Annotated in this window: 28 protein-coding genes; 7 read left to right on the top strand and 21 right to left on the bottom strand. The window is 39.3% G+C overall.

What is annotated here, in order from left to right; all coding sequences use genetic code 11:
• Nucleotides 1-111 precede the first annotated feature (111 nt).
• Together CH376_RS24600 and CH376_RS12415 are read left to right on the top strand one after the other, a co-directional pair.
• Nucleotides 112-279 carry a DUF6171 family protein gene (locus CH376_RS24600; RefSeq protein WP_338063576.1) on the top strand — a complete coding sequence of 56 codons (168 nt, stop codon included), beginning with the start codon at nt 112-114 and terminating at the stop codon, nt 277-279.
• Between the two features lie 35 nt (nt 280-314).
• A complete protein-coding gene (locus tag CH376_RS12415; protein ID WP_100787471.1) occupies nt 315-623 on the top strand; it encodes a hypothetical protein in 309 nt (102 codons plus the stop codon).
• A 427-nt stretch (nt 624-1,050) separates the two neighbouring features.
• On the opposite strand, the gene CH376_RS12425 is transcribed toward CH376_RS12415, so the two are convergent.
• From CH376_RS12425 to CH376_RS12535, 21 genes are all read right to left on the bottom strand, one after another.
• Nucleotides 1,051-1,275 (bottom strand): hypothetical protein, encoded by a 225-nt coding sequence (locus CH376_RS12425; protein WP_100787469.1) that lies wholly within the window; start codon nt 1,273-1,275, stop codon nt 1,051-1,053.
• 16 nt (nt 1,276-1,291) lie between these two features.
• Nucleotides 1,292-4,003, bottom strand: coding sequence for a ParB N-terminal domain-containing protein (locus CH376_RS12430; RefSeq protein WP_100787468.1), 2,712 nt, complete (start codon nt 4,001-4,003; stop codon nt 1,292-1,294).
• Between the two features lie 29 nt (nt 4,004-4,032).
• Nucleotides 4,033-4,530, bottom strand: coding sequence for a hypothetical protein (locus tag CH376_RS12435; protein ID WP_243394840.1), 498 nt, complete (start codon nt 4,528-4,530; stop codon nt 4,033-4,035).
• A gap of 31 nt (nt 4,531-4,561) precedes the next feature.
• A complete protein-coding gene (locus tag CH376_RS12440) occupies nt 4,562-5,680 on the bottom strand; it encodes a hypothetical protein (RefSeq protein ID WP_100787466.1) in 1,119 nt (372 codons plus the stop codon).
• Nucleotides 5,677-5,928 (bottom strand): cold-shock protein, encoded by a 252-nt coding sequence (locus tag CH376_RS24605; protein WP_100787465.1) that lies wholly within the window; start codon nt 5,926-5,928, stop codon nt 5,677-5,679. The genes CH376_RS12440 and CH376_RS24605 overlap by 4 nt, the downstream gene beginning before the upstream one ends.
• Nucleotides 5,904-6,458, bottom strand: a complete 555-nt coding sequence (locus CH376_RS12450) for a hypothetical protein (RefSeq protein WP_100787464.1) — start codon at nt 6,456-6,458, stop codon at nt 5,904-5,906. The genes CH376_RS24605 and CH376_RS12450 overlap by 25 nt, the downstream gene beginning before the upstream one ends.
• Entirely contained in the window at nt 6,458-7,435 is a 978-nt protein-coding gene (locus CH376_RS12455) for a hypothetical protein (RefSeq protein WP_100787463.1), read from the bottom strand. Before CH376_RS12455 ends, CH376_RS12450 begins: the two co-directional genes overlap by 1 nt.
• Before the next feature lie 38 nt (nt 7,436-7,473).
• A complete protein-coding gene (locus tag CH376_RS12460) occupies nt 7,474-8,007 on the bottom strand; it encodes a hypothetical protein (protein WP_243394838.1) in 534 nt (177 codons plus the stop codon).
• A gap of 182 nt (nt 8,008-8,189) precedes the next feature.
• Entirely contained in the window at nt 8,190-8,657 is a 468-nt protein-coding gene (locus tag CH376_RS12465; RefSeq protein WP_100787462.1) for a hypothetical protein, read from the bottom strand.
• A 1,043-nt stretch (nt 8,658-9,700) separates the two neighbouring features.
• Complete coding sequence (locus CH376_RS12475; RefSeq protein ID WP_243394845.1) at nt 9,701-11,080, bottom strand: PBSX family phage terminase large subunit; 1,380 nt, start codon at nt 11,078-11,080, stop codon at nt 9,701-9,703.
• Nucleotides 11,067-11,702 (bottom strand): hypothetical protein, encoded by a 636-nt coding sequence (locus CH376_RS12480; RefSeq protein WP_100787459.1) that lies wholly within the window; start codon nt 11,700-11,702, stop codon nt 11,067-11,069. The genes CH376_RS12475 and CH376_RS12480 overlap by 14 nt, the downstream gene beginning before the upstream one ends.
• Nucleotides 11,703-11,756: 54 nt before the next feature.
• Nucleotides 11,757-12,722, bottom strand: coding sequence for a DNA-methyltransferase (locus tag CH376_RS12485; protein WP_100787458.1), 966 nt, complete (start codon nt 12,720-12,722; stop codon nt 11,757-11,759).
• Nucleotides 12,719-13,555: a helix-turn-helix domain-containing protein gene (locus tag CH376_RS12490; RefSeq protein ID WP_243398267.1), complete on the bottom strand. Its 837-nt coding sequence runs from the start codon at nt 13,553-13,555 to the stop codon at nt 12,719-12,721. The genes CH376_RS12485 and CH376_RS12490 overlap by 4 nt, the downstream gene beginning before the upstream one ends.
• Nucleotides 13,556-13,705: 150 nt before the next feature.
• Nucleotides 13,706-14,452: a ParB N-terminal domain-containing protein gene (locus CH376_RS12495; protein ID WP_100787456.1), complete on the bottom strand. Its 747-nt coding sequence runs from the start codon at nt 14,450-14,452 to the stop codon at nt 13,706-13,708.
• Nucleotides 14,453-14,525: 73 nt separating this feature from the next.
• Nucleotides 14,526-15,530, bottom strand: a complete 1,005-nt coding sequence (locus CH376_RS12500) for a DNA-methyltransferase (RefSeq protein WP_100787455.1) — start codon at nt 15,528-15,530, stop codon at nt 14,526-14,528.
• Between the two features lie 71 nt (nt 15,531-15,601).
• Nucleotides 15,602-15,910 carry a hypothetical protein gene (locus CH376_RS12505; RefSeq protein ID WP_100787454.1) on the bottom strand — a complete coding sequence of 103 codons (309 nt, stop codon included), beginning with the start codon at nt 15,908-15,910 and terminating at the stop codon, nt 15,602-15,604.
• A 2-nt stretch (nt 15,911-15,912) separates the two neighbouring features.
• A complete protein-coding gene (locus CH376_RS12510; protein ID WP_100787453.1) occupies nt 15,913-16,506 on the bottom strand; it encodes a 3'-5' exonuclease in 594 nt (197 codons plus the stop codon).
• Nucleotides 16,507-16,532: 26 nt separating this feature from the next.
• Nucleotides 16,533-16,796: a hypothetical protein gene (locus CH376_RS12515; RefSeq protein ID WP_100787452.1), complete on the bottom strand. Its 264-nt coding sequence runs from the start codon at nt 16,794-16,796 to the stop codon at nt 16,533-16,535.
• The gene (locus CH376_RS12520; RefSeq protein ID WP_100787451.1) at nt 16,793-18,163 is read right to left on the bottom strand and encodes a hypothetical protein; all 1,371 of its coding nucleotides are present in this window, start codon (nt 18,161-18,163) and stop codon (nt 16,793-16,795) included. The genes CH376_RS12515 and CH376_RS12520 overlap by 4 nt, the downstream gene beginning before the upstream one ends.
• Nucleotides 18,160-18,513 carry a hypothetical protein gene (locus CH376_RS12525; protein WP_100787450.1) on the bottom strand — a complete coding sequence of 118 codons (354 nt, stop codon included), beginning with the start codon at nt 18,511-18,513 and terminating at the stop codon, nt 18,160-18,162. The genes CH376_RS12520 and CH376_RS12525 overlap by 4 nt, the downstream gene beginning before the upstream one ends.
• 422 nt (nt 18,514-18,935) lie before the next feature.
• Nucleotides 18,936-19,700, bottom strand: coding sequence for a phage antirepressor KilAC domain-containing protein (locus CH376_RS12535; protein WP_100787449.1), 765 nt, complete (start codon nt 19,698-19,700; stop codon nt 18,936-18,938).
• Between the two features lie 122 nt (nt 19,701-19,822).
• Here CH376_RS12535 and CH376_RS12540 point away from each other — a divergent pair, with 122 nt between their 5' ends.
• The 5 genes from CH376_RS12540 to CH376_RS12560 all read left to right on the top strand — a co-directional run bounded on the left by CH376_RS12540 (nt 19,823) and on the right by CH376_RS12560 (nt 25,280).
• Entirely contained in the window at nt 19,823-20,206 is a 384-nt protein-coding gene (locus CH376_RS12540; RefSeq protein WP_100788114.1) for a helix-turn-helix domain-containing protein, read from the top strand.
• A 744-nt stretch (nt 20,207-20,950) separates the two neighbouring features.
• Nucleotides 20,951-21,760: a ParA family protein gene (locus CH376_RS12545; protein WP_100787447.1), complete on the top strand. Its 810-nt coding sequence runs from the start codon at nt 20,951-20,953 to the stop codon at nt 21,758-21,760.
• Nucleotides 21,761-21,815: 55 nt separating this feature from the next.
• Nucleotides 21,816-22,745: a ParB/RepB/Spo0J family partition protein gene (locus CH376_RS12550; protein ID WP_100787446.1), complete on the top strand. Its 930-nt coding sequence runs from the start codon at nt 21,816-21,818 to the stop codon at nt 22,743-22,745.
• A 409-nt stretch (nt 22,746-23,154) separates the two neighbouring features.
• Complete coding sequence (locus tag CH376_RS12555) at nt 23,155-24,306, top strand: hypothetical protein (protein WP_243394835.1); 1,152 nt, start codon at nt 23,155-23,157, stop codon at nt 24,304-24,306.
• A gap of 125 nt (nt 24,307-24,431) precedes the next feature.
• Entirely contained in the window at nt 24,432-25,280 is an 849-nt protein-coding gene (locus CH376_RS12560) for an ATP-binding protein (protein WP_100787445.1), read from the top strand.
• Nucleotides 25,281-25,325 lie beyond the last annotated feature (45 nt).

The following is a 25,325-nucleotide window of genomic DNA, read 5'->3' on the forward strand; positions in this document are numbered from 1 at the left end:
TGTCATATTTCGAATTGGTTTACTCGTTATAAAATTTATAAATATGAATTCTTTACTTGGACCTTGGTATCTCAATATACCGTTCACGGAAGATTCTGGAGTTAGTCAATTATGGTTGAGAAGAAAAATGCTGATTTTTCAGAAAAAAGAATGGGAACCTGTCTTACGTGTCCCTTATTGTTAAAAGAATTTTTTGGAGAACGATGCTCAGTATGTCATTGTTTTGTTAGGCTGAAAACGAAGTTAAAACGGGAATCATGTCCTGTCGGAAAATGGTAAATTAAAAAATGTCTGGATGTTGCGGAGGAAGCAGTATGAACCAACAACTTATTTTTCAACAATTGAGCCAACTCACTGGCTTAGGTATAAACAAAGGGAAAGAGCCAAGCGAAGCGGCAAACGAAGCAAATATTTTGATTAAGGCATTGCTTGTAAAATCAAATGAAATGGCGAAAAACTTTCCGGAAAGTAACAAGGAATTGATCTTTCACCAACTCACTCAATACGCGTATGGAAAATTCAGTGTTGAATCAGATATTCCAAAAGTTGTGGAGATCGTATCGAATATCGTTGCCGACCTTCTGTCAAAAGCTAAGGCTCTGGAAAGTCAACTCACAGGCTAAAGAAAATGAAATCTAGAATCCGAAATCGAATAGACCTCTTTTTTTGGCGAATTAAGGCTTCGCGATTTTCTTCAAAGACTTTGATTGATAACGAAGGTTGGCGGCTTGTGATTCGAAATCATTGGTCGCACTGGTTTAACGGATTCCCATTCTTTGCTCTTTCTTTTGAAAGAGGAACCGGCAATGGATCTGTTTTGGTTCTAAACGCCGGTTTCATTGGGTTTGTATTTGTATTGTTTATTTACTCCAAATCTTCAATTGGTTCCCAAGGTAAGAAAGTTTGGAAACAGACCTGATATTTCTGATCTTGATTTATACTGTAATTGGAACCGTTTCCGGTTGGGTGGTCTTCGCGATTTTGGCTCTTCTCGTTTATATATGCGTTTTTGGGATTAAGAGATACAAAATATGATCTAAAGCCCAATTCTTAATCCAGATCCCCGAATTGGATTTCTCTTTCAAAATCACCGACCAATTCTCGCTTTTGTAAAAAGCGTACTAGACTATCCCGATCGACATACACCTTGTCAATTGCGGTCATGATCTCATCAAAGGATCGCTGTGACAGCGCATGAAAAAATAGACCTTCTGTTATCAATGCTCGAAATTGGAGCACTTCCGGATGATGTCTAAACGGTTCTTGATTTTTCAAAATTACCTTCCATATTTTATTTCAACACCTCTTTAGAGTAGGCTTCTTTGATTTGAATTGCCTTAGAAATTGCCTCGTCCATATCCAAAAGAAACGATTTTGCAAACATCATCGGCATACTTGAGTCGTCCTCGATCTCTTTCAGTTTTAATTGAAGAGAATCTTTAATGATGGATAAATCTTGAATAATTACGTTCAGTCTTCCGATTACGGAAGAAGAACCGACCCCCTTGTCCGCCGAAACAGCGATAGACGCCGCAAACTCTTTGATTGTTTGAGGAGATAAGGAAGTCACGTTGTCACCTAGGACACGCTGATAGGTTTTGGATAAAGAATCCATCATCACTTCCAACATCTTACGGTTTGTCGCCGCTGTTTCCATAGAGACAGTTCGAAGAGCTTCCCTTTGAATATCCGTAGCTACGGAATCGAAATCAAAATTATCAAACTGACCGGATTGTAATTCTTTTATGTAGTTTTGAACGACAGACGGTCCTCGACCTGGATACTTTGAACGGTTTTCTACAAACCATTTGTATGCCCTGATTTGCATCGTTGCGTTCGGCTTGTCGTTTACATCCTTTGCAAAAAGTCCGATGACTTCTGCGACTCCCAACGGAAGAGATCTGTCTTTTTTGTGAACGAGTGCAAAAAGATCCGGAGAAAGATTATTCAGTGCCAATCTTTTGTTTACTTCTCCGATCGTGATTCCTAATTTTTCAGAAATTTTCTTCGCATCCCAGCCGTCCTCTACCATCTTCCCGTAGGCTTTGGCTTCATCGGTCGGCAATACGCTTCTTCTTTGATTCTCGGAGAGTTGTGAAGCAAGACGATCGTTACTGGATGCAAACTCTTTAGGAACAACCGGTATTTCAAAATTGGAAGAAAGCTGTCCCTCTTCAATCAGTTCTTTTACGGCTTCGTATCTATGATGACCTGCTACTACCGTCCATTTCCCGTCTTGTATATCGACGATAATGGGAAATCCAGGATCATAACCGCCGTCTTTGATTTTCTGTTTTAAAGAATTGATTTGATTTCGATCGAAATCTTTTTTCGCAGTGTATTGTTCAATCGTGCGGATTTGGTTGAATGGAAGTTTTGTTGGTAGTGATCCGTTTTGCGCCGAACCTCTATCTTTAGAAGGATTTGTTATCCTGATTCGCCTTTTCTTAGTTGTGACCTCTTCTTTCTCTTGCTTTTCTTTTTTTACAGGCTTCCAACCATTAGAAGTTTTTTCGCGGGTGATACCATCTTTCCAAACCGCCTTAGTTCCTAACTGTGCCGGAGGACGGCCCCTTCCTTTTAAAATGAATATTAACTTTTCAAGCGGTTCTTGAACCGAAAGAAGCATTGTTTTGAACAAGCCTTGTTCGTCTTCGGATAACTTTGATTCCTTTAACTCCCCTCGAAGATCCACGAAATCCGAAGCGATGTCTAAAATATCTTGGTGGGTGTCTGAAATATAGGCAAGGTCAACAAATTCTTTAGCCCTCGAATCCAGACCTTGACTCAGGAGTGTTTTCTTTATATGATCGATTAATTTTCCATGATCTCTGTCATCGGGCGTGAGTTTGTAAATTGGGCGATCGGAGTATTTTTTTGGTCTAAATCTTGCCGCCGATTCTTGTTTTAAACTGAATTCATTATCCGAAATTCCTTCCGGTCTTACACGCCTCGTCGAAACATAGTTTCCGTGTTTTCCATGAACTACAATTCGCTTCTTTATTAACTCGGCCGCATTTCCCGATTTTTGGATAAAATGAAGACCCTTTTCTTCCAAAAAGGAACCGCCGACTAAAACTGTTCGTAACTGATTTGCTTTTTGGGATAGTGTTGAAAATTCTTCCCTCGGCTTTTGCATCCCTGCAAGTTTTGATTTTAAGAATTCAAGCTTCGGACTTTTTAATTCCTTTTTCGTAGCCTTTGTTGAAAGCCACTCCTTAAATTGAGGTAGGGTTAAAGCGACGATCGAACCAAATCCATACCAGCTCGTTTTATAATTTACAAGATACCCTTGTTTTGCAGACTTTTCGTCGTGAAAACCAAGCATTACTTTATGTTCGTCGAAAGACCCATCCTTGTTTTTTTGATTCACGACAAATACAATTTGTGAATCCGGGTCCGGGCCGATGAATACGTCTACATGATCCCCGTCCGCCCCTTGTGTTCTTTTGATATAACCGTAATCAAACTTGATTTGGTTTCTCCAAGGCTTTCCATTTTCATCAACCCCGGACCTGTAGGAACCTTTCCGGTTCTCAATTGATATCTCGATCCCTTGAATCCTTACGTGAGTTTTTTTATAGTTCCCTGCTTTGATTTGTGACGGGGTGGGTTCTGATTTTAAAATGTTAGAAGTTCGTAATTCGAGACTTGATTTTTGAGTTTCATCGACTTCCTTCTCTTCAGGACCCGAAGGATCGGATACTTCGACAATTTCTGCGCGGTTTTTTAAGTAAGAAGAAAGAAATGTAACTCCAAGGGACTTAAACTCTTTTGAAAGAGCAATCATTGCATCACGAGAGAGTTCTTTTTCGGAAGAGCGAAGAACCGTTATTAGTCCTTTTCTGGAAAGTGAGTTTATTTCACCTTCATACCAGGGTTCCTCCTCTCCCATCACCCATTCTTGCCAATGAGGATTTGCTTTCGTCATCGACAGATGAATCTTGTCTAAGATCGTTTCTGCGATTTCAGGTGTGATATCCTCTGAGGTCAGAATCTCCATTTTGAAAAGTTCCTCTTCGTAACGTTTTTTTACATTTTATAATCCTCTCGGTATTTATAAAGGGCCTCTTGATTTTCTCTTCTTTGGTCCCTGTCGAGTGATTTTACAAAACCGTCCCAGCTTCCGGCTTGAATCGTTGCTCCGAAAGGTAAAATCAGAATGACTGGAATGTATCCGTGTAAGGTTTTAAATGGAATTGCTACGTTTCTTTCCAGTTTGGATACGAAGTCTTCGGGTTTGTGAGTTTCTGAATTGTAGTGTAATACAATAATTTGCCCGACAGGCTCCGTTCTAAATTTAACTTTGTTTTTCCAAGTGAACCAAGCCAAGGAAAGCATACCTAACAAATACTTAAAAAGGACAAGATGGAGTTTTATAATCTGAATCAGGACGGACGCACGATATGAAAGAATTTTGTAACGGTCCGTTCTTTCAAAATAGAAAAGAAACTCGTTTATTTTTTTTGTCAAAGGGTTCGTTCTAAACGAAGAAGACAACCAACTAAAGATATTCGAAATAGATTCCATATTACTTCCTTTTTTCATCGCTTATTTTCATTCACTGTCTTCCGTTGAAGTTTGCGAGAGGCTTCATTTTGAAAAGTTTGGGTTTGTCCCGATCCTCTCCGCTACCGCCTTCGATAAAGCCTGTGACTCGAAATGTTGGATGATAATCGTAAATAATAGTGTAGCCGTTTTTTGGTTTATCGGACAACCACTGGATTTTTGAGTCCCCAAAGATTAAAAAGTCTTCCCCCTCTTTGTAAGTTACGAAACCATTCTTTCCTTTAGAGATAATTCGATCAACGGAGGCGATTGGAGAATAGGAAACGACATCAAAAACTTTGTTTTGATAGGAAATAAATTCGGAATGCCTGAGTGTTGAAATAAGAAGTGTGATAATATCACCTTCTCCCATATTGTAACCACCTCCAAGAACTCCCATAAGCTCCCCTTCCTGGAAGGTGATCTGACTACGGTCAAAAATTTTCCTCGAATCCGGATCTACTCGATACGTTTTGTATCCGATCTTTACCGGATTGTATAATAAAACTTTGAGTCTGTGTTTTCCATTGACTCTTCTCGGAAAAATTACGGAGTTAAGAGTAAATCCGCTAAATTCTACTGAAATGGGTTCTTCTTTTTCGGAATCCGGAATTTTAAAAACTTGAGCGACTCCAATGATCGCGCCGAAAGGAATTTTTGGGAAAAGAACGTATTCGTTTTTTCCCTCTGCTTCCACATACAATTCTTCAACGAGAGAGACTTTGTATTTTAATAAAACTGAATTCCAATATTTTAGATTCTCCTCGACTTCAAAGAATTCTTCGTGTATTCGTTTGACCGTGAGCGGTTTTTGAGTTTCTCTCGAAAATAGAACTGCACTTTCAATTTTCGTAATTGGGGCAAAGCGAGTGAAAACTTTATTACCGACTATTTTCCAAGCCGTTTCCTCCTGTATTAGTAGGTCTTCCTGGAATGTGCGAACGAGTCCCTCTAAACAAAACTTGCAATTCGGAATTCTTTCTTCCGCCGGACAGGGGCAAGGTGAAAGTCTGTACCAAAGAGCAGACTCCCCTCTTCTCTCTAAGAGATCTTCATTCGTTAAGGGAGTAAGAATATTGGGTTTGGTTGTGATTGAAAAAGGTGTTACTCCACCTTGGCCGGATTTCCTCACGGTTTGGAAACTTTCGTTGCTTGCAAAACGAACTCTCCACGCTTTTTGTCGAATCCTTTGCGAAGTGAGAATTTAACTTCTTTTCCTTCCTTGATTTCCGTTTCGGGGAGAAAAGAATACTTTGCGTTAAAGAAATATTCTATTCCGTCATTCCCGGTGATAAAGCCGTAACCTCCGCGATTCGTATCGCGATTCCAAGGAATGTATTTTCGTACGTTTCCAGTTAAAGTGTGTTTGTAAGTTTCCAATCGATATATTCAGCGAGCCACAAATCAGATTCAGGTTCGTAGCAACACGTCGGTTCCTCCCAGATCCCGATTGAATATAGATCGGCTTTCCATATCGGACCAAATTTTCTTTCAAGTCGGATTCTTTCCTCATTGGCTTCTACGTTTTCCGCGTATCGGTCGTCGATCCTGATTCTTTCCTTTGCGTCCCTGATTTTTCCCTGTCTGAAGATTTCCTCAATTTCACTTAAATCTATTCCATCAATGCCTTCAACGCTCACGTATTCGTATTCATGGGAACAATTCGGGTGCATCGGACAGCAGAATTGATACTCATTTAAGTGAAGAAGAGCATTACTTTTTCCAGGCCAAACTGCAATAGACGTGATCGGATCGCCGGAGAACTTATCCCCTCCCAAATACTTGAGGTCTAAGGACTTCATGTATTTTTCATCTTGGAGGTTTTCCAAGGATGGAAACACCCGTGCGATCTGTCCGAGGAACTCCTTACACTTATCGCAAACGATCGGATTTGGATTCAAGTCGGTCACTAATACGAACCACCACCAAATTGAACATACTGGACGCTTTGTTTTTCATTAGAAAGCAAAAGGAGTTTTCCGTTATTAAAATTGATTGAAGCTTCCGTATATGCAAATCGAGTCATGTCCCGATTAAGGTGATCGGTTAGAAGCTTTTCGTATTTCTTTTCCCGGCGAGCTCGTGTTAAGTCCGATATTCCATCTTCGAATAATCCCAATGCTTCCTTTATTTCAGTATCATCGGGAGAGATCATGAGAGACCTGATTTCTTCTTCAGTCGCGTTTCTTGCAAGAGCCTCCGCAATTTGGCGTCTGTACATTTTTGTGATTAATTCGTATGACTTTCCCGATCTTTCTCCGTTCTTGTCATATACTGCGAGCCATTCCGCCCCTTTTGCTTGTCCATAGATTAGGGAGTAGGTTTGTTCTCTGGTTAATCCTGTTTCCTCCATGAGAACATCGATGTCAGCAAGTTCCGGTAGGTTGTAGATGATAGCTCGCTCTGAAAATTCAGGGATTGTCATTTCTTTAAGTTCGTCCGGGTCTTCACCCTCTCCGATCATATACTGTGCGATGTATCCGAGAACTGTAGCTTTGTTTCTTTCTTCTAAATAAATTCGATTCCAGTCTTGAGCTAAAAAATCAAAGATTCCTTGATCGGCTTCTTCTAACTCGTCCCGAGATATGACACCTTCCGGGAAAATGATTCTTCCTGTTTGGCGGGGCAGTTTGGAATAATCTTTTGAAGGATCAGGCGTTACATTGATCGTTCTTGGATAAAAGGTAGGACGGACTAGGAGTTCCCCAAAAAATTTCTTTCGAAGAATCCCCATCGCATCGGACCAAAGGGATTTTTGAATTTCGAAATGAATTCCTTTTTTTGGATCTCCTAAAAAAGCATACTGTAAGGATATAAAATAGTAGAGCCAGGCGTAGGTGAGTTCCCGCAAAACTCTATACTCAGAAAGAGGAGATTCTCGTTTCATTAGGCAAACCTCTCTTTTGGCAGAGAGGTTTAATCTATTTATTCGATCCCAGCTTCCCTGATGAGCTTACAAGCCTTCCAGAATAGGACGTGAAGCACGGTATCTCTTCCTCTTTGATTTTCAATTGAGGAACAAACGCTATCGTAGAGAACTTGTCTGTCCTGAGACGATAACTTACCAACTTTCTCGGCGAATTCCGTTTCGCTCTCAGGCGTTCCTGAAATCAAACCGGATGCGTTCAGTAACCGAAATCCTTTCCAAAAAAGTATATGGAGAACGGTGTCTCGGGATTGCTGATTGACTACCGAAGAGTAAAGACTGTCAAAGAGGTTTTGCCGATCTGTCTCACTCAATTCAAGGACCAAATTTGCAAGAATCACGTCCTCGTCTTCTGCCTTATCGGCTTGTTTTATTTCAGTTCGTTCAAGTTCCTCGGATATGGGATGAATTTCCGGCGGAAGAATTGCAGAAACATTTTCCGAAGGGGTTTCGTCTTCTGAAAGGTTTATCTCTTCTTTACTTTCAATCAGACTTTCGGGAATTTCGTTTTCGACAGCTTCATTTGTAGACATGGAATCGATTCCTTATTTTGAATTTTTCCAAATTCTACGTGCTCCCGCGATGTATCGGGAAAAGAATCGATCTGATTTTAATGATTTTTTCTAATTTTAAGATGAATTTAATTCTTCCAAACAGGCTTTAATCAATTTCGATCCTATTTCAGTCCGCTTGGAAGAAATGCTCAAAATATAGCTTAGCCGGTTTTTTTAAAAAATCGCAAACGCATTGTTTTTCGTATTGTTTCCAATACAGAATAATTATTTATTCGATTCGCGATTTCAAATCGCCTCAAGTCGACTGGAAATTCTAAAGGCGTTCCTATACTTGATAAGACAAGAATCACGCCCGAATCGGTTTCAATAGGCATTCCGCCAAAAGGACCCGCAGAATTTTTCTTTGGTTTACGATAGATTTCTTGGATAATTCCGTATTCGCCTTCCCTTGGATATTCATATCCCCCTCGTAAAGACTCGATAAGCCTTACTTTATCACCGATTTTGAAGTTTATTTTCCTGTTCAAAAGTTCGGAAATGTCTTCTATTAAATCCTCTTTTTTTTCGCTAGATAGAGTTGCAAATTCTGCCTTCCGATCTTCAATATCTTTGATAAGGCCAGCAATGATTCGCGCCCGTTTGCTAAAGTCATAGTCGTCAAAAATCATATCCGTTCCTATATGTTTTTTAACGGATTCTACATTTATAACAATACGAAATTGATAAACGATTCTCTATATTCTTAAATGTGAATCCATCTTCCTTAAAACCTTTGAACGTTATTTGACTTGTGTCCACTATTTATTTCATAAAAGAATATAAATTTCTGATTTAATGTGAGGAGTAAGAAAACTATGGCTTTTGCAGAAAACACAAACGTATTATAATATTGGAGTACTTTTAGATAACCTAATTCGGAATATACGGCATTTCCCTATTTCGTATTAATTCTTCCAATTATAATACGAAATGACGGAAGGGCCAAAATTTGATATATGTGTTCGTAACTCATTACTTTTAAGCCTATGCAATTTCCGATTTTTTTAAAACAATTCGTTTAATAAAAGACACCTTGTGAAGCGATTTCCATCCGTAAAATTGGATCATACTCGCGTATTCCAGTGAACGTGAAATCATTCGCATGGGATCCGAATCAAAGAGAAGTTCAAATATAATTTTTTCATACGCTTTAATCGAAGAACTTTCAGGATGTAATCTGAAACCTAAATGAGCGATTTCTTTTTCCAATGTATTCAATCTATACATAAACTGTATCCGATTTAGTTCGTAGAAAAAAAGAACAAGGGTAACACAGACCAAAATGGCCACTGAAATCCCCAGCAAATAGAGAAATAGTCCTTTCAGGTCTAGCCTTGGAATTAATCCGAGTAAGGCTCCTGTTAGAAACGAGGTAAGATAAAGCCAAGGAATAACGGACCTTGTATTTCTATTTTCTAGAAAATTGCGCAGATGGGAGAGAAATATCGACCACCAAAGAACTAACTCAGCCGTCTTTTTGTTTCTTTTAAATTCATTCAAAGAATTACGCGGCAATTCACTCGATGATCGAGCTAAACACACGTCCAATGCAAGCAACTGCGCTTTATACAAAGGATATGGGTTTTCGTGGCTCGGTTTCATATTTGCAGGACGGTCGCGACAAATACAATTGGCGAGAACTATTTTTATTGCACTAAAAAAATTCTCTCCTCTACCTTTTTGAAAATTTATTTGGATCTATCCCAAACCGCTCCAACCTTTTATTTCGAATATCTGATACGGTTTTTGGTCTATTTTCTAATTCTTTTTTTACCTTAGAATATGATCTCGTTATTATATCTCTTTTACCTCCGATTATTTTCAACGCCCAATAACGTAGAGCATCCATCGCATGATCGTGATTCTTGATTGGAATCTCTTTAGCATTTCTTCCATCCTTTTGAGGTTCCCAAGAATAAATTGAAAATTCCTCAATTGTATGAACACAAGTTCGAAAAATTCTTAGTTTTAGCCCCCGGGTAGATTCAAGGAGTTTAATTAATGCCTGAATTCCAGTTGAGACGTCTTTATCAGCTGCAAATGTAACGTATCCGCATTCAGCCATCGTTGCGCGATCTTCTGCGTCATGATCGGCTATTATCCAAAGATTCGGCTTTCTTCTATCACTGATAAGTTCGCAGTGCCTTCTGACAGTATGTTCGGTAAGATAATGTTCATCGGCTAAATACCAGGTTTCGTTTGCTTTGTCGAAATAAAGCCACAGGAAGACGAACGGATTTGTATATCCAAAATCTACCGCACCCGCACAGTCCCAGGATTCTGGAATTTTGAATGGCTCAACGATCGCCGATTCAAATTTAGGATAGACAAGACCTTCAACGTCTATCCACAACCCTAGATACAACCGGTCTCTTTCGACTCCCGTAAGTTCCGAAAGCATTTGTTTGTATTCGTCTGTGATAAAAGGATTGTCGAGAGGCGTCCAGTGACGACGGGACATTCTACTTTGTCTTTTGGTTGATAGTGCTTCTCCCGTTTCTGGGTCTTGTCTAAGAACAAAGTATTTGTATATCCAGTGAAACCGGTTCCTCGGATTACAATCGACTATGAGTTTGTTTGTGAGTTCTTCTCTTACATACGAAAGTCTTGTTTTAATTTTTTGAAATGTGGGATACGAGACTTGAGTCGATTCATTTAAAAATATGGTATTGAACTCAGTCCCCATGATCTTCTCAACACGATCAGAATCATCAAGACCAGCTCCATAGATCTCGGCTCCGTTCGTAAACGTGATTACGTGGTCGCTTTCGTTAATTGAATAATCTCGATCCTTTACAAATCCCATTTCCTTCAGGCAAGGAAGAAGGGTTTGTCTCCAAACACTCATTCGAAGATGATTGAGTCTGTATCTTGCTATTAAATGTCTGGATCCGGCGGATATCCAAGCGCGGGATATAATTGCCTTTATGATTAGGTAGGTTTTTCCGCTACGTGCACCGCCGTCGTAGCATATCTCTTGTATAAAGTGGTCGCTCCAATCTTCATCGAGAGCTAAGGATTGTTTCGGAGAAAAATACTTACTTCTTTGGATCGTCTCCGTTTTGACTTTTCTTGGATCTAATGTGAGAAGTTTCTTCCTTGCCGACACCTATGGCTTTCCCGCCAATGAGCTTCTCGATCGATCCGGGTAGTTCTCCTACTCCGGTGATGATTTGAAGATTGAATTGGCTTTTTTCGTCCGGAGATCCGGATTCGTTTCGGATAGTATCAGGTAAACCCAAGGATCGGAGAAGTTCCCGAAGTAGAGTATTTCTCGATTTGATTAGGTAAGAAAGATCCTCGTTGGAAATCTCAGGATCATAGATTCGTTTTTTGATAAGATCGAGAAGTTCGGTCGCCTCGGTATTCATACGGGCAAGAGTTGTTGATGCGTTTGAAATAATGGAAAGTGCCGTTTTTTCCCTCACTTTTCCTTCTATTTCCTCAAAATCATCCTTCCAACCGTTTCTGTGAATCAGATTGTCGAGTTGTTTGTAATCGATTTTATACTTTCGACAAATCTCTTCTCTGGAAGAACCCCGTAAGTAAGCAAATCGAATCTTTTGTTGGTCTTTTTTGGAAAGTTTTTCTTTAGTAGGTGCGCGAGTTGATAAAGCTTTCTCCTTCTCACCCATTGATTTTCTTCGGGTGATCACTTTCTTTTTGGCTACCATTGGTAGTACTATAACAGAATAGGTTTTATCATAATCACGAATTGAAGCACTCTTTTATACCTCCTCCTTCGGTTTAGATCGAACTATTGAAAGGAGAAGATCAGCATCCAAACCGCTGATTTCGTTAAGTTCGATTCCATAGAAATTCCTACTGTTTTCTAATGCTACCTTGCCTACAGTCCCCTCTCCCATAAACGGATCCAAAACTGTTCCTCCCTCCGGACAACCTGCAAGAACACAGATTTCAAATAGTCTTTCAGGTCCGACGGCTGTATGTCGTCCTTTTGAATTAGGCGTTGGTATCTGCCAAACGGATCTTCGTCTTGCCGTAAAATCATTGGATCGAATTTTATTATTTAAAATTCGCTTTTTGATTTCAGACGGATTTTCGGCCTTGTGGTCTGAATAATCTTTTAGCCCAGTCCCTTCATACTGCCCGTGTTCGCTTGCCCCCATCGACTTCAATATGGCTGGTAGCGTAGGTTTTGGGTTATGAATTCCTCCAAGTGGCACAGCAACAGACCGAGAATCGAAATAGTAATTCTCGATATCCAGAACAAACAGAAGTACATATTCGTGAGAGTTTGTAAATCTTCGGCTTACGGATTCGGGTTTGCAAGATCCTATATTTCCATCATCCGTCGAAATTGACTTTGCCCAGACAATCTCTTGAACAAAAATATATCCTTCTTCTTGCATCATATCGATAAATCCGGAAGGTATGCGAAGAGCGCATCCGTGCCTAAATGAATCGCCAATATTTACAAATACGGTTGCAGATTTTTTTAGTCTTCTTTTTGCTTCTCGAAAAACCTGACTGAGATGGAAATAATATTCCCAAGGACTTGCTTCCCGACCAATCTCTAAGTTCGAATATGGATGGCCCTCTGGAAGATAGATTCGTTTCTGGAAGTAGGGTGGAGAAGTTACGATACAATCTATACTATTTTCATGTTTTTCTTTTGAAAATGACCATTTTAGAATCCGGTCCGAAGCTCCGATAGATACTTTGTAATTCATTTTATTCTTTCCTCACAAAGTATCGCGATTTCTTCGAACAGGGAAATCGAACATTCCCACTTACCGCCCTCTAGTTCCGCGATATAGGATTGAGAATATCCAAGTAATTGCGCGAGCTCAAACTGAGTCATACGTGCATCCTTACGCAGTTCCCGAATTCGTGAGGCTAATTCTGAATTCTCAAATTTAAAATTCTTATTAAATGACTTTGACCGTGCCGCTTCGGCAGAATCTCGAATCACGTCTTTAAATTTGCCTTTCCATTCATAATTGAGATTTTTTCCGTTCACCTGAAGTAGAAAATTTCCGTCCGAAAGGTCTGAGATACTCACTCTTAGGCCGCGTATCTTTTTTTTCTCCCAAAGACTCCTTAGTTCTTCTAGTGTGACCTCTTTACTACTTCCAGTTCGTATCTTTTTTAAATCAGCTTTCAGAGTCGATGTAGGGATTCCCGTTTCATCTGAAATCGTTTCGAGTCTACGAATTGTTATTTTTGACCCAGTAAAAAAGTCAGGACAATATACTTGCAAAATTAGAATTCTATCTCGATGCCCGAAATGACGTCTCCTTACATTTCGAGAAATCATAAAGGAGAGTTCGTTCTTTGGAGAAACAACGTATCCTGAAATAGTCGTCCATCCAAGAAGTTTAACGGCTTTTACCCTGTTTTCCCCGGACAAACAAAGATAAATGTTTTCATCCTCAATATAGCGTACGGATATCGGCTCGTGTAAACCGAACTTTGAAATGTCTTTTGAAAGATTTTTAATGTATGATTCAGACTTTGTTTTAAAAAGGTCTGAGTTTCTTGGATGGAATCGGATTCCATCCAAGGGAATTTGTGAGATGGAAGGCGAGTCTTCACGTCCCGCGTTTAAATTTAGGTTTAGTTTGACAGAGCTTTTCACACCCTATGCGTAACTTTTTTACCCCGAAAGAGTCCATTCGAGAAGCGAATCATTTTAGAAAAAATTAAGGACTGTCTACTTTTTTGTTTTTAGTTTCTTTTGCTTTTTTTGATTTTCTAAATCAAGTTCTATTGCGCGCCTTAACCCCCCAAATGGCTTTAGCTGTTTTGCCAATTTACTTTTTTCGATTAGCAGTTTTTTAGTTTGAGTGTCGATACTTTGGACTTGTTTTACAATCTTGTGAATCGTCGTAAGTTTCTTTTTATCAAGATCTTTGAGCTGAATCGGAGTAGGTTCATTTCCGGAAAGAATTGCTTTTGCTTCTTTTAGGTATCTTTGATTCGTCCTTAAAGATCTACCAAAAGTCTTTGTAATCACTTCGGACAAAGGAGGCCCTAACTTCTTTCTTTCTTCCGGTGAAATATTTCCTCGAAACTCTTTGAGTATTCTCTCTTTTCCAAACTCTTTGATGATTGCTTTTACGGTATCTTCATCGCCCATCGGAGTACCGTCATTATTGACTGAGTACATTACATACTGGCGGACCTCTTCTGTTAGCTCAGAAACAACCATTTTAGCCAAAATCGTTGGGTGTTTAGCTTTTTTATTTCCTCTTGATCGACGATCTCCGTTTAAGAGCCAATATTTCCCATTTTGAGTTGGGTGTTTAACGACGATTACGGCTTCAGTTACTCCGATATTTTTAATTTTCTCATTAAATGCGTCTTCTTCCTCTTTGGGAATATCTCGAGATACTAAGTTAGGATGTTTTATTAGGTCGGATTGATTGATTCTAAAAGAGTCTGAGTAGTCTATTTTCATACGGACTATATTTTTTGTTTAAGGATAAAGTTTAGTAAAGTCATTTTTCCTTCCAAAACCTCAATTAAATAACTTAGAAGAGCCTGAGTCCGATTCGACGTTCTGCTTCTTCTGCAAACTTAGGAACAATTTCGATTCCCGTATATTCACAACCCAAATCTAAAGAGACAACTCCTGTAGTCCCTGATCCAAAAAAAGGATCAAAGACCCTTGGAGGCACCGGATCATACGGATGATCACATTCCGAGACCATTTTTTTTCTATATTGCATCCCGCAAATTCTACAAGCTCCAATTTTACTGGTTCCTGCCTGAATACAAAGTGAGATTAATTCCCGGGGAAAAGTCGCCGTATGTGAGGTTTTCGAAGGCGCTGTCGGCACGGTCCAAACAGACCTTTTGTTTCTTTTTTCTTTTATGACCTGAAAAGTTTTACCTCTTTTGCTCTGCGATTCTGTCCTTGTTTGATTTGAACTTTCTAACAAATGAGGTCTAAAACTCGGATGGCCCGGCATGAGGCTCACCGCCGGTTCTGAAATTGCATCGGAATCGTAATAGTATTTTGGACTTTTAGTTAATAGAAAGATATACTCGTGGGAAGTAGTACACCTATCTTTTACAGCCGAAGGCATAGGATTTGGCTTACTCCAAATAATATCCTGTCTCAAAATCCATCCGTCTTCTTGTAAGGCAAAGGCCACTTTCCAAGGAATACCGATTAGATCTTTCTTTTTCAGGCCGCAGACACGCGTAGCAGTTTGAAGTAAGGACTTATGTTTAGAAACCTCCCTCTTTTTTTCTTTTTCTTTTCTTTCTCCGGTATTATATGAGTCTCCTATGTTTACCCAGGCCGTCCCTTCCGGGTGCATCACTCTTCTGACTTCCCGAAATACCTCAACGATTCGTTTTATATAATCCTTTGGAGCATCTTCAAGTCCAATTTGACCGGGATGTCCGTAGTCCCTAAGACGAAAATACGGCGGGGAGCTTATTACTGTATGGAAATAATCAGATGGGAATGTTCGAAGACGCTCTAAAGCATCCCCTATAAAAATCTTGTTTCTTAGATTTTCTTCCATTCTTTAAACTTGCGAAATCACGCAAGGAAGAATGTAACGAAGATTAAAGTATCGGAAAAGAGGCCGATTTTTTAAGAATTTAAGGTTTTATATTTTTTCCATTCTGCTTCAAATTTTAAAAGGTCTGCAAAGTAGAAGTCGTTTTCTAATCTCTTCCACATACGTTTTAACTGCAAATTCGGAAGTTGCTCTTTTACTATATTGTATTCTTCCCAGTGATCCGCAGGAAAACTCTCTGAAACTTGAGACAATCTAAACTGTTCGATGAGTTTTTTAACAAGGATTTCAAATTCACTCTTGTTTCCTTTTGCAAATTTTTCTTTAGATTCTCGCGGGAGGCGACTCCTCCCCCGTCTTTCCACTCTCCAAGGTCTAAACATGGTTAAAATTCTACTCCGGACGCTTCTACCATCGCTTGAAACGGATCCTTGGCTAAATGAAATTCATCATAGAAAAGGAATTGGGCTTTAAATACTCGAATCGCGCTAGTACAGTCGTAGATGGCTCGATGAACTTTTCTTGGCTTAGTACTCGCATAAAACCGGACCGCGGAACTTAAATCGTGTTTTCCGGATTCACGTTTCTTGAAAATTCTGTACGGATCGATGATCTCTTGTGAAGACAAAGGACACAAAGCTCCAATTCTAGCGAATTCGTTTTTCAAAAGTGGAATATCATACTTGATAATATTATATCCGCTCAATGGTAAGTCTGAAATTGTATTTGTAATTTTGTCCTGAATATCTGAAAGCCTTGGAGCGTTCTTGACCATAACGTCAGTAATTCCATGAATTTTTGTAGCAGAAAGAGGGATCGGCATCTCTGGATTTACAAGTGAAGTAAAGATTTTTGAAATTCTAAAGCCCCATCCGTCCCACAAAAGGACAATCATCCCAATTTCAACAATTCGGTCCCGAGAAATATCCAGACCCGTTGTCTCCAGATCCAAAAAAACGATTCGAAGACCTTCTTTCATTTTATTTGCTCTTTTTGTTTCGAACCTTATACATCGATCAATCTTCCGTTTCGCCAGATCATGGTTTTGCTCGGTCTATTTTTTCGATGGATTCCGTATTCGTATCTTTGAACCGAATATTCCACCCCTTCGGGAGCCGATGTTTGCAGTAAGGCGGCAGTTGATATTGCAATTTTCGCACCCTCAGGTCCATCAAACCACTTCCCGATTGCACCCCAAAGCCTGGGTGTTTGAGAAGTCGGAGGTAAGTGCTTGTAAATATGAAACTCTTCTTTCAAAATTCCGTTCATGATACACCTTCTTGCTGTTTCACTAAAACGAGTCCGTTTTCATTATTGCATTTTGAGTAAGACCGATCCTTTAATGGAAATTTTTCAATTTTTGCATCTTTATTGGAATGTAAAACGACACATGTCGTTTTACGACCCGCGCCGTAATGAGGATCTTCCTTCTGATACAACTCCTCTACTCTATCCTCAAAATCTTCGTATAGAGTTGGCGCAACTTCATTAAAGAATTTTTCATAAAGAATCTTTTTACCGCCAGTATAGGTTTGAGGATCCAAGTTTTCTTGATAGAACTGGATTGATGCGCTATGAAGTTTATTTTCCTTTGCCCAAAGCAAAAAACATTCATGTCGGCTTTTAGGAAGCGTTCGACTTGTTTTAAAAACTGTGGTCGGAGGATTAGAAGTTTGATTTTCTTTTTTAAAGCTCTCTTTCCTAATTTTTTCTTTATTCTGAATTTTCTCTTTTGAAATTTGCTTTGTGCGGTCTTGCGGGAAAAGACGCGCCCAGAATTTTGAAAGAGTTTCAGGGCTAACCGCTTGCCTTCCCCAAAACTTTGAATCTTCGTTTCTCAATTGCATTAAAATCTGCAATTTAATATGAACTTGGCTCCAATCTCCGTTTGTCGTATTGTATATCCATTCTAGACTTTTCAGTTCTGAAAGCGGCTTACCCATTGCAATACCGTGCTCTTCGTTATACACCTTTTGAAAGGATTCAAGCCAAAGAACCGGAAAGTTCCAATTTTGGTTTTCCCGGTTCCGGTTTTCTTTCGGTGAGCGTTCAGGTGGCTCCTTCTCTCTAGAAGTATTTAGTATTTGGTTTTTTAGGAATTGGTCCATTCGTACTTTGTCTTTAGTACTTAGTAGAGGCTTTTTTACCGGGGCCGGGATTTCCAGCTCCGGGGAAGCCGAGGCCGGATCCACCGGGACCGGAAAATCCAGTCCTGGTGAATTCTCCACTCCTCCAGAAATTGAATCAAAAAGGGTTGGTTGTATGTCTTGAGATTTAGCTTTTTTATTACTTACCTTTGCCGCCATGACAAAAGGTTTTCTCGAGGTCTCAAAAAAGTTCCAAACCTGTTTGATCCTTCCGGTTTCCGGATCTCTCTCGCGAACAAGCTCCGCATATCCGAAATGGACAAGTTCCCGTAGACCTGCTATGGTGCTTTCTTTTTTGTCCGAAGCATGAGTTTGCAATTCTTCACTATTTACCGCCCAATCCGGAGGAAGTTGTAAAAGAAATATCAAAATACCCCGCGCCTTCCAGCTAAGCCTTGAATCCCGTATCCAAACGTTTGTTACGATCGTAAAATCTCGTTCGGGTCTTTCTGCGTGGAAGATCCTTTGTTCTTTGGAAAACAGAATCATACTTCCAATTCCCTTTCGTTTTGAAACATTTCCGAGACTGAATCAAAGCAAGAGAGAGGACTTTGTTTGTCGCATTCAAGTCGCCTCTCCCAAGCGTCTAAAAGAGTCGCCAAAACTTTCTCGACAATCTCAAGAGAGTCCGTGAAGTAAAAGAGCAAGTCCCGCTCTTTAAATAATACGACCTCCCCTACTTCCACACTAAGTCCCGGAATAAAAGAACATTTGTAGACGGATGGAGAAAGTGGGCTTTTTAGAAAACGATATTCGTTTAGGAGATTTTCTAAGGGAGAAGAATCCGTGTTTTTGTTTTCACTCAACGCGGAAGAAGAAAAAGAAAAGAAATTTTCCAAGTGTTGATTCCTTGTGGAGATTCTATTTTTTGAAATATATCTTATTTAAGCTTCGTAAAATGTCTTCGTCTGTTCGCTTACGGGGTAGATATTGAAATACAATGCCCCCTATCCCCGCGATCAGAAGAAAAACGCAAACTACAATTATGATTGTTCCCATTTTCCAGACCTCCTTGACTCGAATCCTTTTTGATTTTGGTCTGAAATTCGATTTAGACGAAGATTCCAGAAATTAGGTTTTTTATTACAGTTTAGGTTCTTTATCTTTAGAGTTCGGTCTTGTTTCATATCCGACCTCTTCTTCGATAATCCAATGGATACACCAAGCAAAGGATTCGTCTTGAAATACGACTTCATCCGTATATCGATCATATACTTCAAAGTAGATAATTCCATTTTCTTGGTTCTCGACTTCACGAAATCTATACTGCTCGATCGGCCTCAAGATTTTGTTCATTTTGAATTAGTTTGTCGTTTTCGAAATCACACTGGGTGAGTTCTTTAAGAAGAAATTTCATCCCTTTCTGAGTTACGACCGTCTCTTTATAATAACGATTTACAGGTTTACCATGGAGAGTGGTTTCATACGGAACCTGGACGACTCGAAACCTTCCTCTTTCCACATGATACCTTCCGGGAATATTGTTTTTTCCAAAAATTCCTCTTTCTCTCAAAAGTCGTAAAAGGTTATTTCTTCCGAGCCTCGGAATCGCCAAAATCGCGGATGCCTCTTGGAGGGTGAGATCTCCTTCCGATTTAAGTAACCTTTCATATTCTTTATTGTTTGGTTTTATTTCCGACTGAAAGGCGGGATTAAAATTCCTTTCCGGATTATATTCAGGCTTCCGATTTAGGTTCTCTTGTTTTTCTAATTCCAATCTAAGTTCTTCAAGAAAACTATGTACGGAATTAAAATCCCTTTCCCTTAAAGGTATTTGTTCCGCTAAAATATATGCTTGCCTTATCGTAAGCATCGCATACATCTCACTATATTCCGAGTTACTCACATTGGATTCGGAGTCCTTCCGTCTTTCTCCCTCGAACCATACGTTTTTAAATTCAGGGTGGGAGCGTAGTAGGTTGAGAATTTTAAAATGATCCATGCCCAAAATACGAGAAATGATTCGGCTGTCCGTGCAAACCGCATCGCGGTAAGGCTGAAAAGTGGCTGCTTGTCCCATCGTCATGGAGTAACTCCAAAAATTTTCTCCCCAGATTCGTTTAATCGGAACGAAATGGCTTGTCTCATTCTGTGCGGATGCCGCACATTGTAAACAAAATAAATTGCGGGTTATGCACTTTTTTAAATATGAATATAAAAGAACGCCTCGAGAGCATTGAAAAGGAAAACGACCTAACACACGACCAGTTTGCAAATGAAATTGGATCGTCTAGAAGGCAGTATTATTCTTACAAGAAGGGGGAGCTTGAAATTCCGGAACACAGGCTGGACAAAATTGAATCTAAATTTAATGTCCGCAGAGAATGGATTAAGGAAGGAAAAGGCGAGAAGTATATCACTAATGAATTTAGCGAATTAGACAAAAAGATAAAATTAGTTAAGAAGCTAGAGTCCTTTGGAATTTTGACTTACCTTGAGTCCTTACCCGCGAACCTTCCCAAATCAAAGAAGACGACTCTTCAAGAATTTCTTCGCTTTTTTCTCTCTCGTCTTTCTGACGATGAAAAGTAGCGAGCAATTCTTTCGCTGTATTTTGGGCGACTAAATCAGAAGGCCCCCCCTTGTTAATCGCTCCAACCATTTTCCGCAATACTAACACGAGTTCATTCTTCAAATTTTCGTCGTTCACACTGCACCCATTTTTAACCGTCTTAAATTCTATCGGTCTACAGAGTCAATTCAGCATTTTCCTTATGGCTTAAAAAACCAAATTTTCTTAAGGACTAGGAGAGATTTGCAATCTCAAATTTCGCGTCTCATCCCGATTCGACCTTTATTCTATTCTTTCGGTTTCAGGGATCAGACATGATAATGCGAATTTATTTTAACGAAAGCCAGGTATATTTAAAGGTTCAATTCTTATCACAGTTCTTAAAAAGAACTCTGAGTTAATATTTTTTCGACATTTGTTTTGATTCAAAATTTTCAATCGGACTAATGAACTTGCAAAAAGTGAAATTTCTCCTCCCCCCTATCGACTTCCTGTAGGTAGCACAGGGAGAAATATCGGAAAAGAGAGGATTTTGGAGTTTTTAGGAAAGTTAAGTTTTCAATTTTAAAACCTTTAGTTTTTTTCATTTAAGAACTATATATATGTTAAGCAAACCATTCCAAAAACTACAAGAACTTTCGTCAACAAGCTTGTCGATTATCCAGTTTATTTTCGGATAGCTCTTTCTAACCTAAAAATTCAAAAAATATATAGAAAGTTTAAAATCGGCTTTCCTTAAAAAATATACTGAAAGAATAAGAATTATGAAAGTTTACACTTTTGCAAACGTAAAGGGTGGGGTTTCGAAATCTACTAGCGCCTCCCATCTATCAATGGCGCTAGCTCGTCGAGGAAAGACACTTGGTGTTGATCATGACCCCCAAGCAGATATGTCAGATGTCTTCTTCCCTGATGAATCCCCTGAATTTTTTGACCAAGCTAATACATTTACTGTAATCAGATCCGAAAGCACATTAAAAGAAGCAATTAAAAGTAAATACGGCGTAGATCTTCTGCTTTCAGCCTTGGAGCTTGAGGATTTTCAATACTACGTTGGAAAGGATGTATCACTTGTCACAAGATTGAATGAAGTCTTAAGAAAGTCCGAATATGATTTCGTTGTAATAGACACCCCTGGCTCCGGCTCTTCAGAAATGCTTTCGGCGCTTTTAGCTACAGACGCTGTTATCATTCCCGTCAATCCTTCAAAATGGGCAGTCCGAACAATTAAGAAAGTTTTTCGAAAAATTAACGAAGCTTGCAACTTCCCTGGTTCTCATCTAACCTCTGTTAGTATCCTTCCCACAATCTGGGGGAAATCTGGTCGTAGCGAACAAATTTTTGACCAATTGCAACAGATCCCGCAATTATTGAAGTTCCTTCAGTCAACGGAGATTGGTTTTGAGAAAGTACCCGTCCCTATTATACTTCCTCCCATTCCACAATCCAGTACAATTAGAGACAGGACCGAATTCGGTGAGCCGTTAAAAGAAGGGACAGAAGGATGGTTGGCGTATGATTTATTAGCCGATCTTATAATTGAAAAAACCGGAGCGGTTATCACAAACAAATAGTTCAGTCAACTGAACTATTTGTTTGTTTAGTAATAATTAGATATAAGGAATAGCGATGTCCACCAAGGCAAATCCCAAAAAATTATTTAGCGTAAAGGATTCTTTCGGAAAATCATCAACTACCCCCAAGATGGAAACAGGTGGAGTCAATCAGAGTAGCGCCCTTCTGCGAGAACTTGCCGCTCGGGGGAGGCAACCTGCAATCGCTTCGGGACTGGAAAATATTCCAGTAAGCCAAATTATTAGCGAAGGGAATCCAAGAACCAATTTTGACGAAAAATCACTCAATGAATTAGCGGAAAGCATAAAGAAATATGGACTAATTCAACCAATTACGGTGCGAAAAAAAGGGAACGAATATCACCTTATCGCTGGCGAAAGAAGGTTTCGCGCAGTAAAAATTAATGGCGAAGAATACATTACAGCTATCGTAAAAAACGTCAATCAGATCGATCCTGAATTGATTCCTGAATATAAACTTATTGAGAACATTCAGCGAGAAGACTTAAGTGATCTTGAAATTGCCCTCAGTATTACAGTTATAAAAATAAGAAATGACCTATCAGCCGCGCAGTTAGCCGAAAAATTTCACAAATCACTATCATGGGTGAAGCAAAAATTAATGCACGCTTCCGCTATCAATGATCTGACTGAATCAGAAACCCCTGAAGAGACCAATCTTTTAGGAAAAATACCTACCTCCTTGCTTATGGAGATCCTTCCTGTATTGAAGACAAACAGCAAAGAAGTTTTTGATTGGTTGCTACCTAAAATTGAAAGCGGAGATCTCCCCAAACAATCCGAGGCACGTCAATTTGCAAAAACCTTTAAGCCCAAGGAAGCCTTTATAGAGAAAAAGAAGCATTCTTTTGCTAACAGTGAAGAGATTCTGGCCGAAATCGAAGTTATTGATAAAAAAATTTCTACTCTTAAAAAGAAGAAAAAAGAGTTAAAAGACCAGCTTGAAAAAATGCCCAAAAAGTAGATTTATGCTCTCTTTGGGCATTTATATTAACTGCCCAAAATTTTTTAATGCTCTAAATAAAAAAGTAGTACCAAAAACCGTACGGGTATATTATCGTACCAGCATATCTCCTAACCCGAGATTCGAGATCAATAACCTGCGGGGAGGTCAGAGGCCCCAAAGGTTTTCTACCACTCTTCTTGTGTTTTTATCAAATAATTTTACTATGTCTCTTTAAATAGCTTGACAGGTTTCATAATCTTTATCTATATCTGTACCCATCTTAGGAGACATAACTAAGATACGGCCCCTCTGACTAACGGCCGAAAACGATCTCGAATCGAGGACCATCCAAAAGGCTCCATGCCTAATCTATGCTCCCCGTTTTGAATAGAGTAGGGTAATACAATTTACCATGCGAGCCCGAAGTATGTCCGCATCGGTAAAAAAGAGCGTAGCAATGGAAGCTCCTTTGAATAGGAACCCTGGCAAATTTTGTCCAGGGGTAATAGACGACATGCCGTATGCGAGAAGCAAACAAATCCTTCTCGCTAAAATTGCAGAGTTGGATATCAACGGAAGGCAAAAATACGGCGGTTGCATTACTAAGAACAGGGATCTCGGAATATACGTGAGACTAGCTGAAACGACAGTTTCAAAATATATCAGAGAGTTTAAAAAAGACGGCCTAGTAACTCAAACTGAATTCCATGGGCATTATAGAATCCTGAGGATTTCGGATGAATTGTATGCTAAACTTATGGATGAAAAAGCCTGGAGAGTAGAGCAGGCAAATAAAAAGAACGGCTCGTACATAAATCCTAGTCAGCCCAACACACCTAGCTCAAAAGCTAACCGCCCCCCCGGAAAAGCGTACGGAGCAGACCCGTACACCCAGTCACCTTCTCGTTGTACTTCCCTAGAGACTTCTGTACCAACTTCTGTACATCTTACATTTGATGAAAATGGAGATATATGGAAAAACTTCTTATCATATTCAGATGAAAGGCTAACAAAAAGCAGTAAAGAAGCCTTGCATGGGTTAAAAGTAAACTCGGACGGTAAAACAATTACGCTTTCAAAAGAAGTTTCAAGTTCACTTTTAAATTTAATTACGAAATATTTTAGTCAGGAAGTAAATCTAAATCTTACGGTTAAAATTCAAACTCAGGATACTTTGGTAGGGGAGGAAGTGGATTCCAATATTGAGTTGGGAAAGAAAATAGAACAGCCATCTGTTCCTGATACTCAAATCGAAGATAAGAAAAATTCTGTTACAACAATTGTTCCACAGAAATCAATTTCGGAGATAAAAATGGAACATGAATATTTCTACAATATCCGATTCCGAGACGAAGCAATCAGAGGCTTTTTAGACTATTCGAACTTAAAGTTAGAAAAGCAAGATCTGGAAACTTTAAGAAACGTTAGGATATGGTATGATTTGGAAAAGATCACGTTTTTTGATTCGATTCCCGGAAAACTCAAAAATCACATTAGAGACTATTTTCTAAATAAAACAAAAACGGTAATCGTGCCAGTCTTTGTTGAAAATATAATCCATTTTCATACAGCGGCATAGAGTGAATGAATCAACGGGGAACGAGAACCATTCTCAGGCCTCCTTCAAAGGTTAAAGAACCATGAGGTCGATAAGAAGAGTCGGATTTACAAGGCTTCATTTAGAGATGTTTTTGAGATAAGAAAATGGTTTTAGATAAAATTATTTCGAAACGGGAAGGAAAAACCGACTGCCCCATTTGTAGAGGAGTCGGATTTTATTTAACTGAAAAAACAGCAAGAGATTCATTTAGTGTTTTAACACTTTGTACGTGCATTTCCGAAAATTGTCCCTGCGATGGAAAACAGCCTTGGATGGTATTTGATTCAGCACAGAGAAAGATGATATCTTGTGTTTGTCACGGCGCAAGGATGGAACTCGGAAAATTTGAAACTTTGTTTAACAAGTCGGGAGTTCCGCCTAAATATAAATTTCGAACATTCGATCAAATGGACCAAGATTCAAGCATAGGAATCCAATTTACGATAGCCCACGACTGGAGTTCGGAACTTGTAAAAAATTGGAACAATCCGAATATAGAAAATGAAGGATTGTATCTTTGGGGGAATCCAGGCACCGGAAAAACTTTGTTAGCATGTGGGATAATTAACGAGATGATATTTCGACATCAGGAAAGTTGCAAATACGCTAAAATAAATAGAGATTTCTTTGATAGGATTAAAGACTCATATCAAAAGGGATCCGATATACATGGGAAGGAGAAATCAATCGAAACGGAGTTTGCAAGCGTACCAATACTCGTTTTAGATGATTTCGGAGTCCAAAAAGATACTGATTGGACAAATTCGAAGTTGTACGATTTGATCGACGCTCGTTACGAACAAAGCCGAGTAACAATCATTACTTCTAACTTTCCTTTATTAACTTTCAAAAGCCAAGCCGAAGGAAGAGTATATTCTCGTTTATGCGAAATGACGAAAGAGCTTTCACTTTCTGAATGCAAAGATTATCGTGAAAAATTATCAAAATCATAATACAAAGAAGCGATTGATAGAAAAAGTCGCCTCAATCGGGGTGGT

It is taken from the genome of Leptospira adleri (genome assembly GCF_002811985.1).
In the GTDB taxonomy this organism is placed as follows: Bacteria; Spirochaetota; Leptospiria; order Leptospirales; family Leptospiraceae; genus Leptospira; species Leptospira adleri.

What these genes read in the sequence shown, in the direction of transcription:
- CH376_RS24600 (WP_338063576.1), top strand. Translation starts at nt 112, where the DNA reads ATGGTTGAGAAGAAAAATGCTGATTTTTCAGAAAAAAGAATGGGAACC.
- CH376_RS12415 (WP_100787471.1), top strand. Translation starts at nt 315, where the DNA reads ATGAACCAACAACTTATTTTTCAACAATTGAGCCAACTCACTGGCTTA.
- CH376_RS12430 (WP_100787468.1), bottom strand. Translation starts at nt 4,003, where the DNA reads ATGGAGATTCTGACCTCAGAGGATATCACACCTGAAATCGCAGAAACG.
- CH376_RS12435 (WP_243394840.1), bottom strand. Translation starts at nt 4,530, where the DNA reads ATGGAATCTATTTCGAATATCTTTAGTTGGTTGTCTTCTTCGTTTAGA.
- CH376_RS12455 (WP_100787463.1), bottom strand. Translation starts at nt 7,435, where the DNA reads ATGAAACGAGAATCTCCTCTTTCTGAGTATAGAGTTTTGCGGGAACTC.
- CH376_RS12460 (WP_243394838.1), bottom strand. Translation starts at nt 8,007, where the DNA reads ATGTCTACAAATGAAGCTGTCGAAAACGAAATTCCCGAAAGTCTGATT.
- CH376_RS12465 (WP_100787462.1), bottom strand. Translation starts at nt 8,657, where the DNA reads ATGATTTTTGACGACTATGACTTTAGCAAACGGGCGCGAATCATTGCT.
- CH376_RS12480 (WP_100787459.1), bottom strand. Translation starts at nt 11,702, where the DNA reads ATGGTAGCCAAAAAGAAAGTGATCACCCGAAGAAAATCAATGGGTGAG.
- CH376_RS12485 (WP_100787458.1), bottom strand. Translation starts at nt 12,722, where the DNA reads ATGAATTACAAAGTATCTATCGGAGCTTCGGACCGGATTCTAAAATGG.
- CH376_RS12495 (WP_100787456.1), bottom strand. Translation starts at nt 14,452, where the DNA reads ATGAAAATAGACTACTCAGACTCTTTTAGAATCAATCAATCCGACCTA.
- CH376_RS12500 (WP_100787455.1), bottom strand. Translation starts at nt 15,530, where the DNA reads ATGGAAGAAAATCTAAGAAACAAGATTTTTATAGGGGATGCTTTAGAG.
- CH376_RS12505 (WP_100787454.1), bottom strand. Translation starts at nt 15,910, where the DNA reads ATGTTTAGACCTTGGAGAGTGGAAAGACGGGGGAGGAGTCGCCTCCCG.
- CH376_RS12510 (WP_100787453.1), bottom strand. Translation starts at nt 16,506, where the DNA reads ATGAAAGAAGGTCTTCGAATCGTTTTTTTGGATCTGGAGACAACGGGT.
- CH376_RS12515 (WP_100787452.1), bottom strand. Translation starts at nt 16,796, where the DNA reads ATGAACGGAATTTTGAAAGAAGAGTTTCATATTTACAAGCACTTACCT.
- CH376_RS12520 (WP_100787451.1), bottom strand. Translation starts at nt 18,163, where the DNA reads ATGATTCTGTTTTCCAAAGAACAAAGGATCTTCCACGCAGAAAGACCC.
- CH376_RS12535 (WP_100787449.1), bottom strand. Translation starts at nt 19,700, where the DNA reads ATGACGATGGGACAAGCAGCCACTTTTCAGCCTTACCGCGATGCGGTT.
- CH376_RS12540 (WP_100788114.1), top strand. Translation starts at nt 19,823, where the DNA reads ATGAATATAAAAGAACGCCTCGAGAGCATTGAAAAGGAAAACGACCTA.
- CH376_RS12545 (WP_100787447.1), top strand. Translation starts at nt 20,951, where the DNA reads ATGAAAGTTTACACTTTTGCAAACGTAAAGGGTGGGGTTTCGAAATCT.
- CH376_RS12550 (WP_100787446.1), top strand. Translation starts at nt 21,816, where the DNA reads ATGTCCACCAAGGCAAATCCCAAAAAATTATTTAGCGTAAAGGATTCT.
- CH376_RS12555 (WP_243394835.1), top strand. Translation starts at nt 23,155, where the DNA reads ATGTCCGCATCGGTAAAAAAGAGCGTAGCAATGGAAGCTCCTTTGAAT.
- CH376_RS12560 (WP_100787445.1), top strand. Translation starts at nt 24,432, where the DNA reads ATGGTTTTAGATAAAATTATTTCGAAACGGGAAGGAAAAACCGACTGC.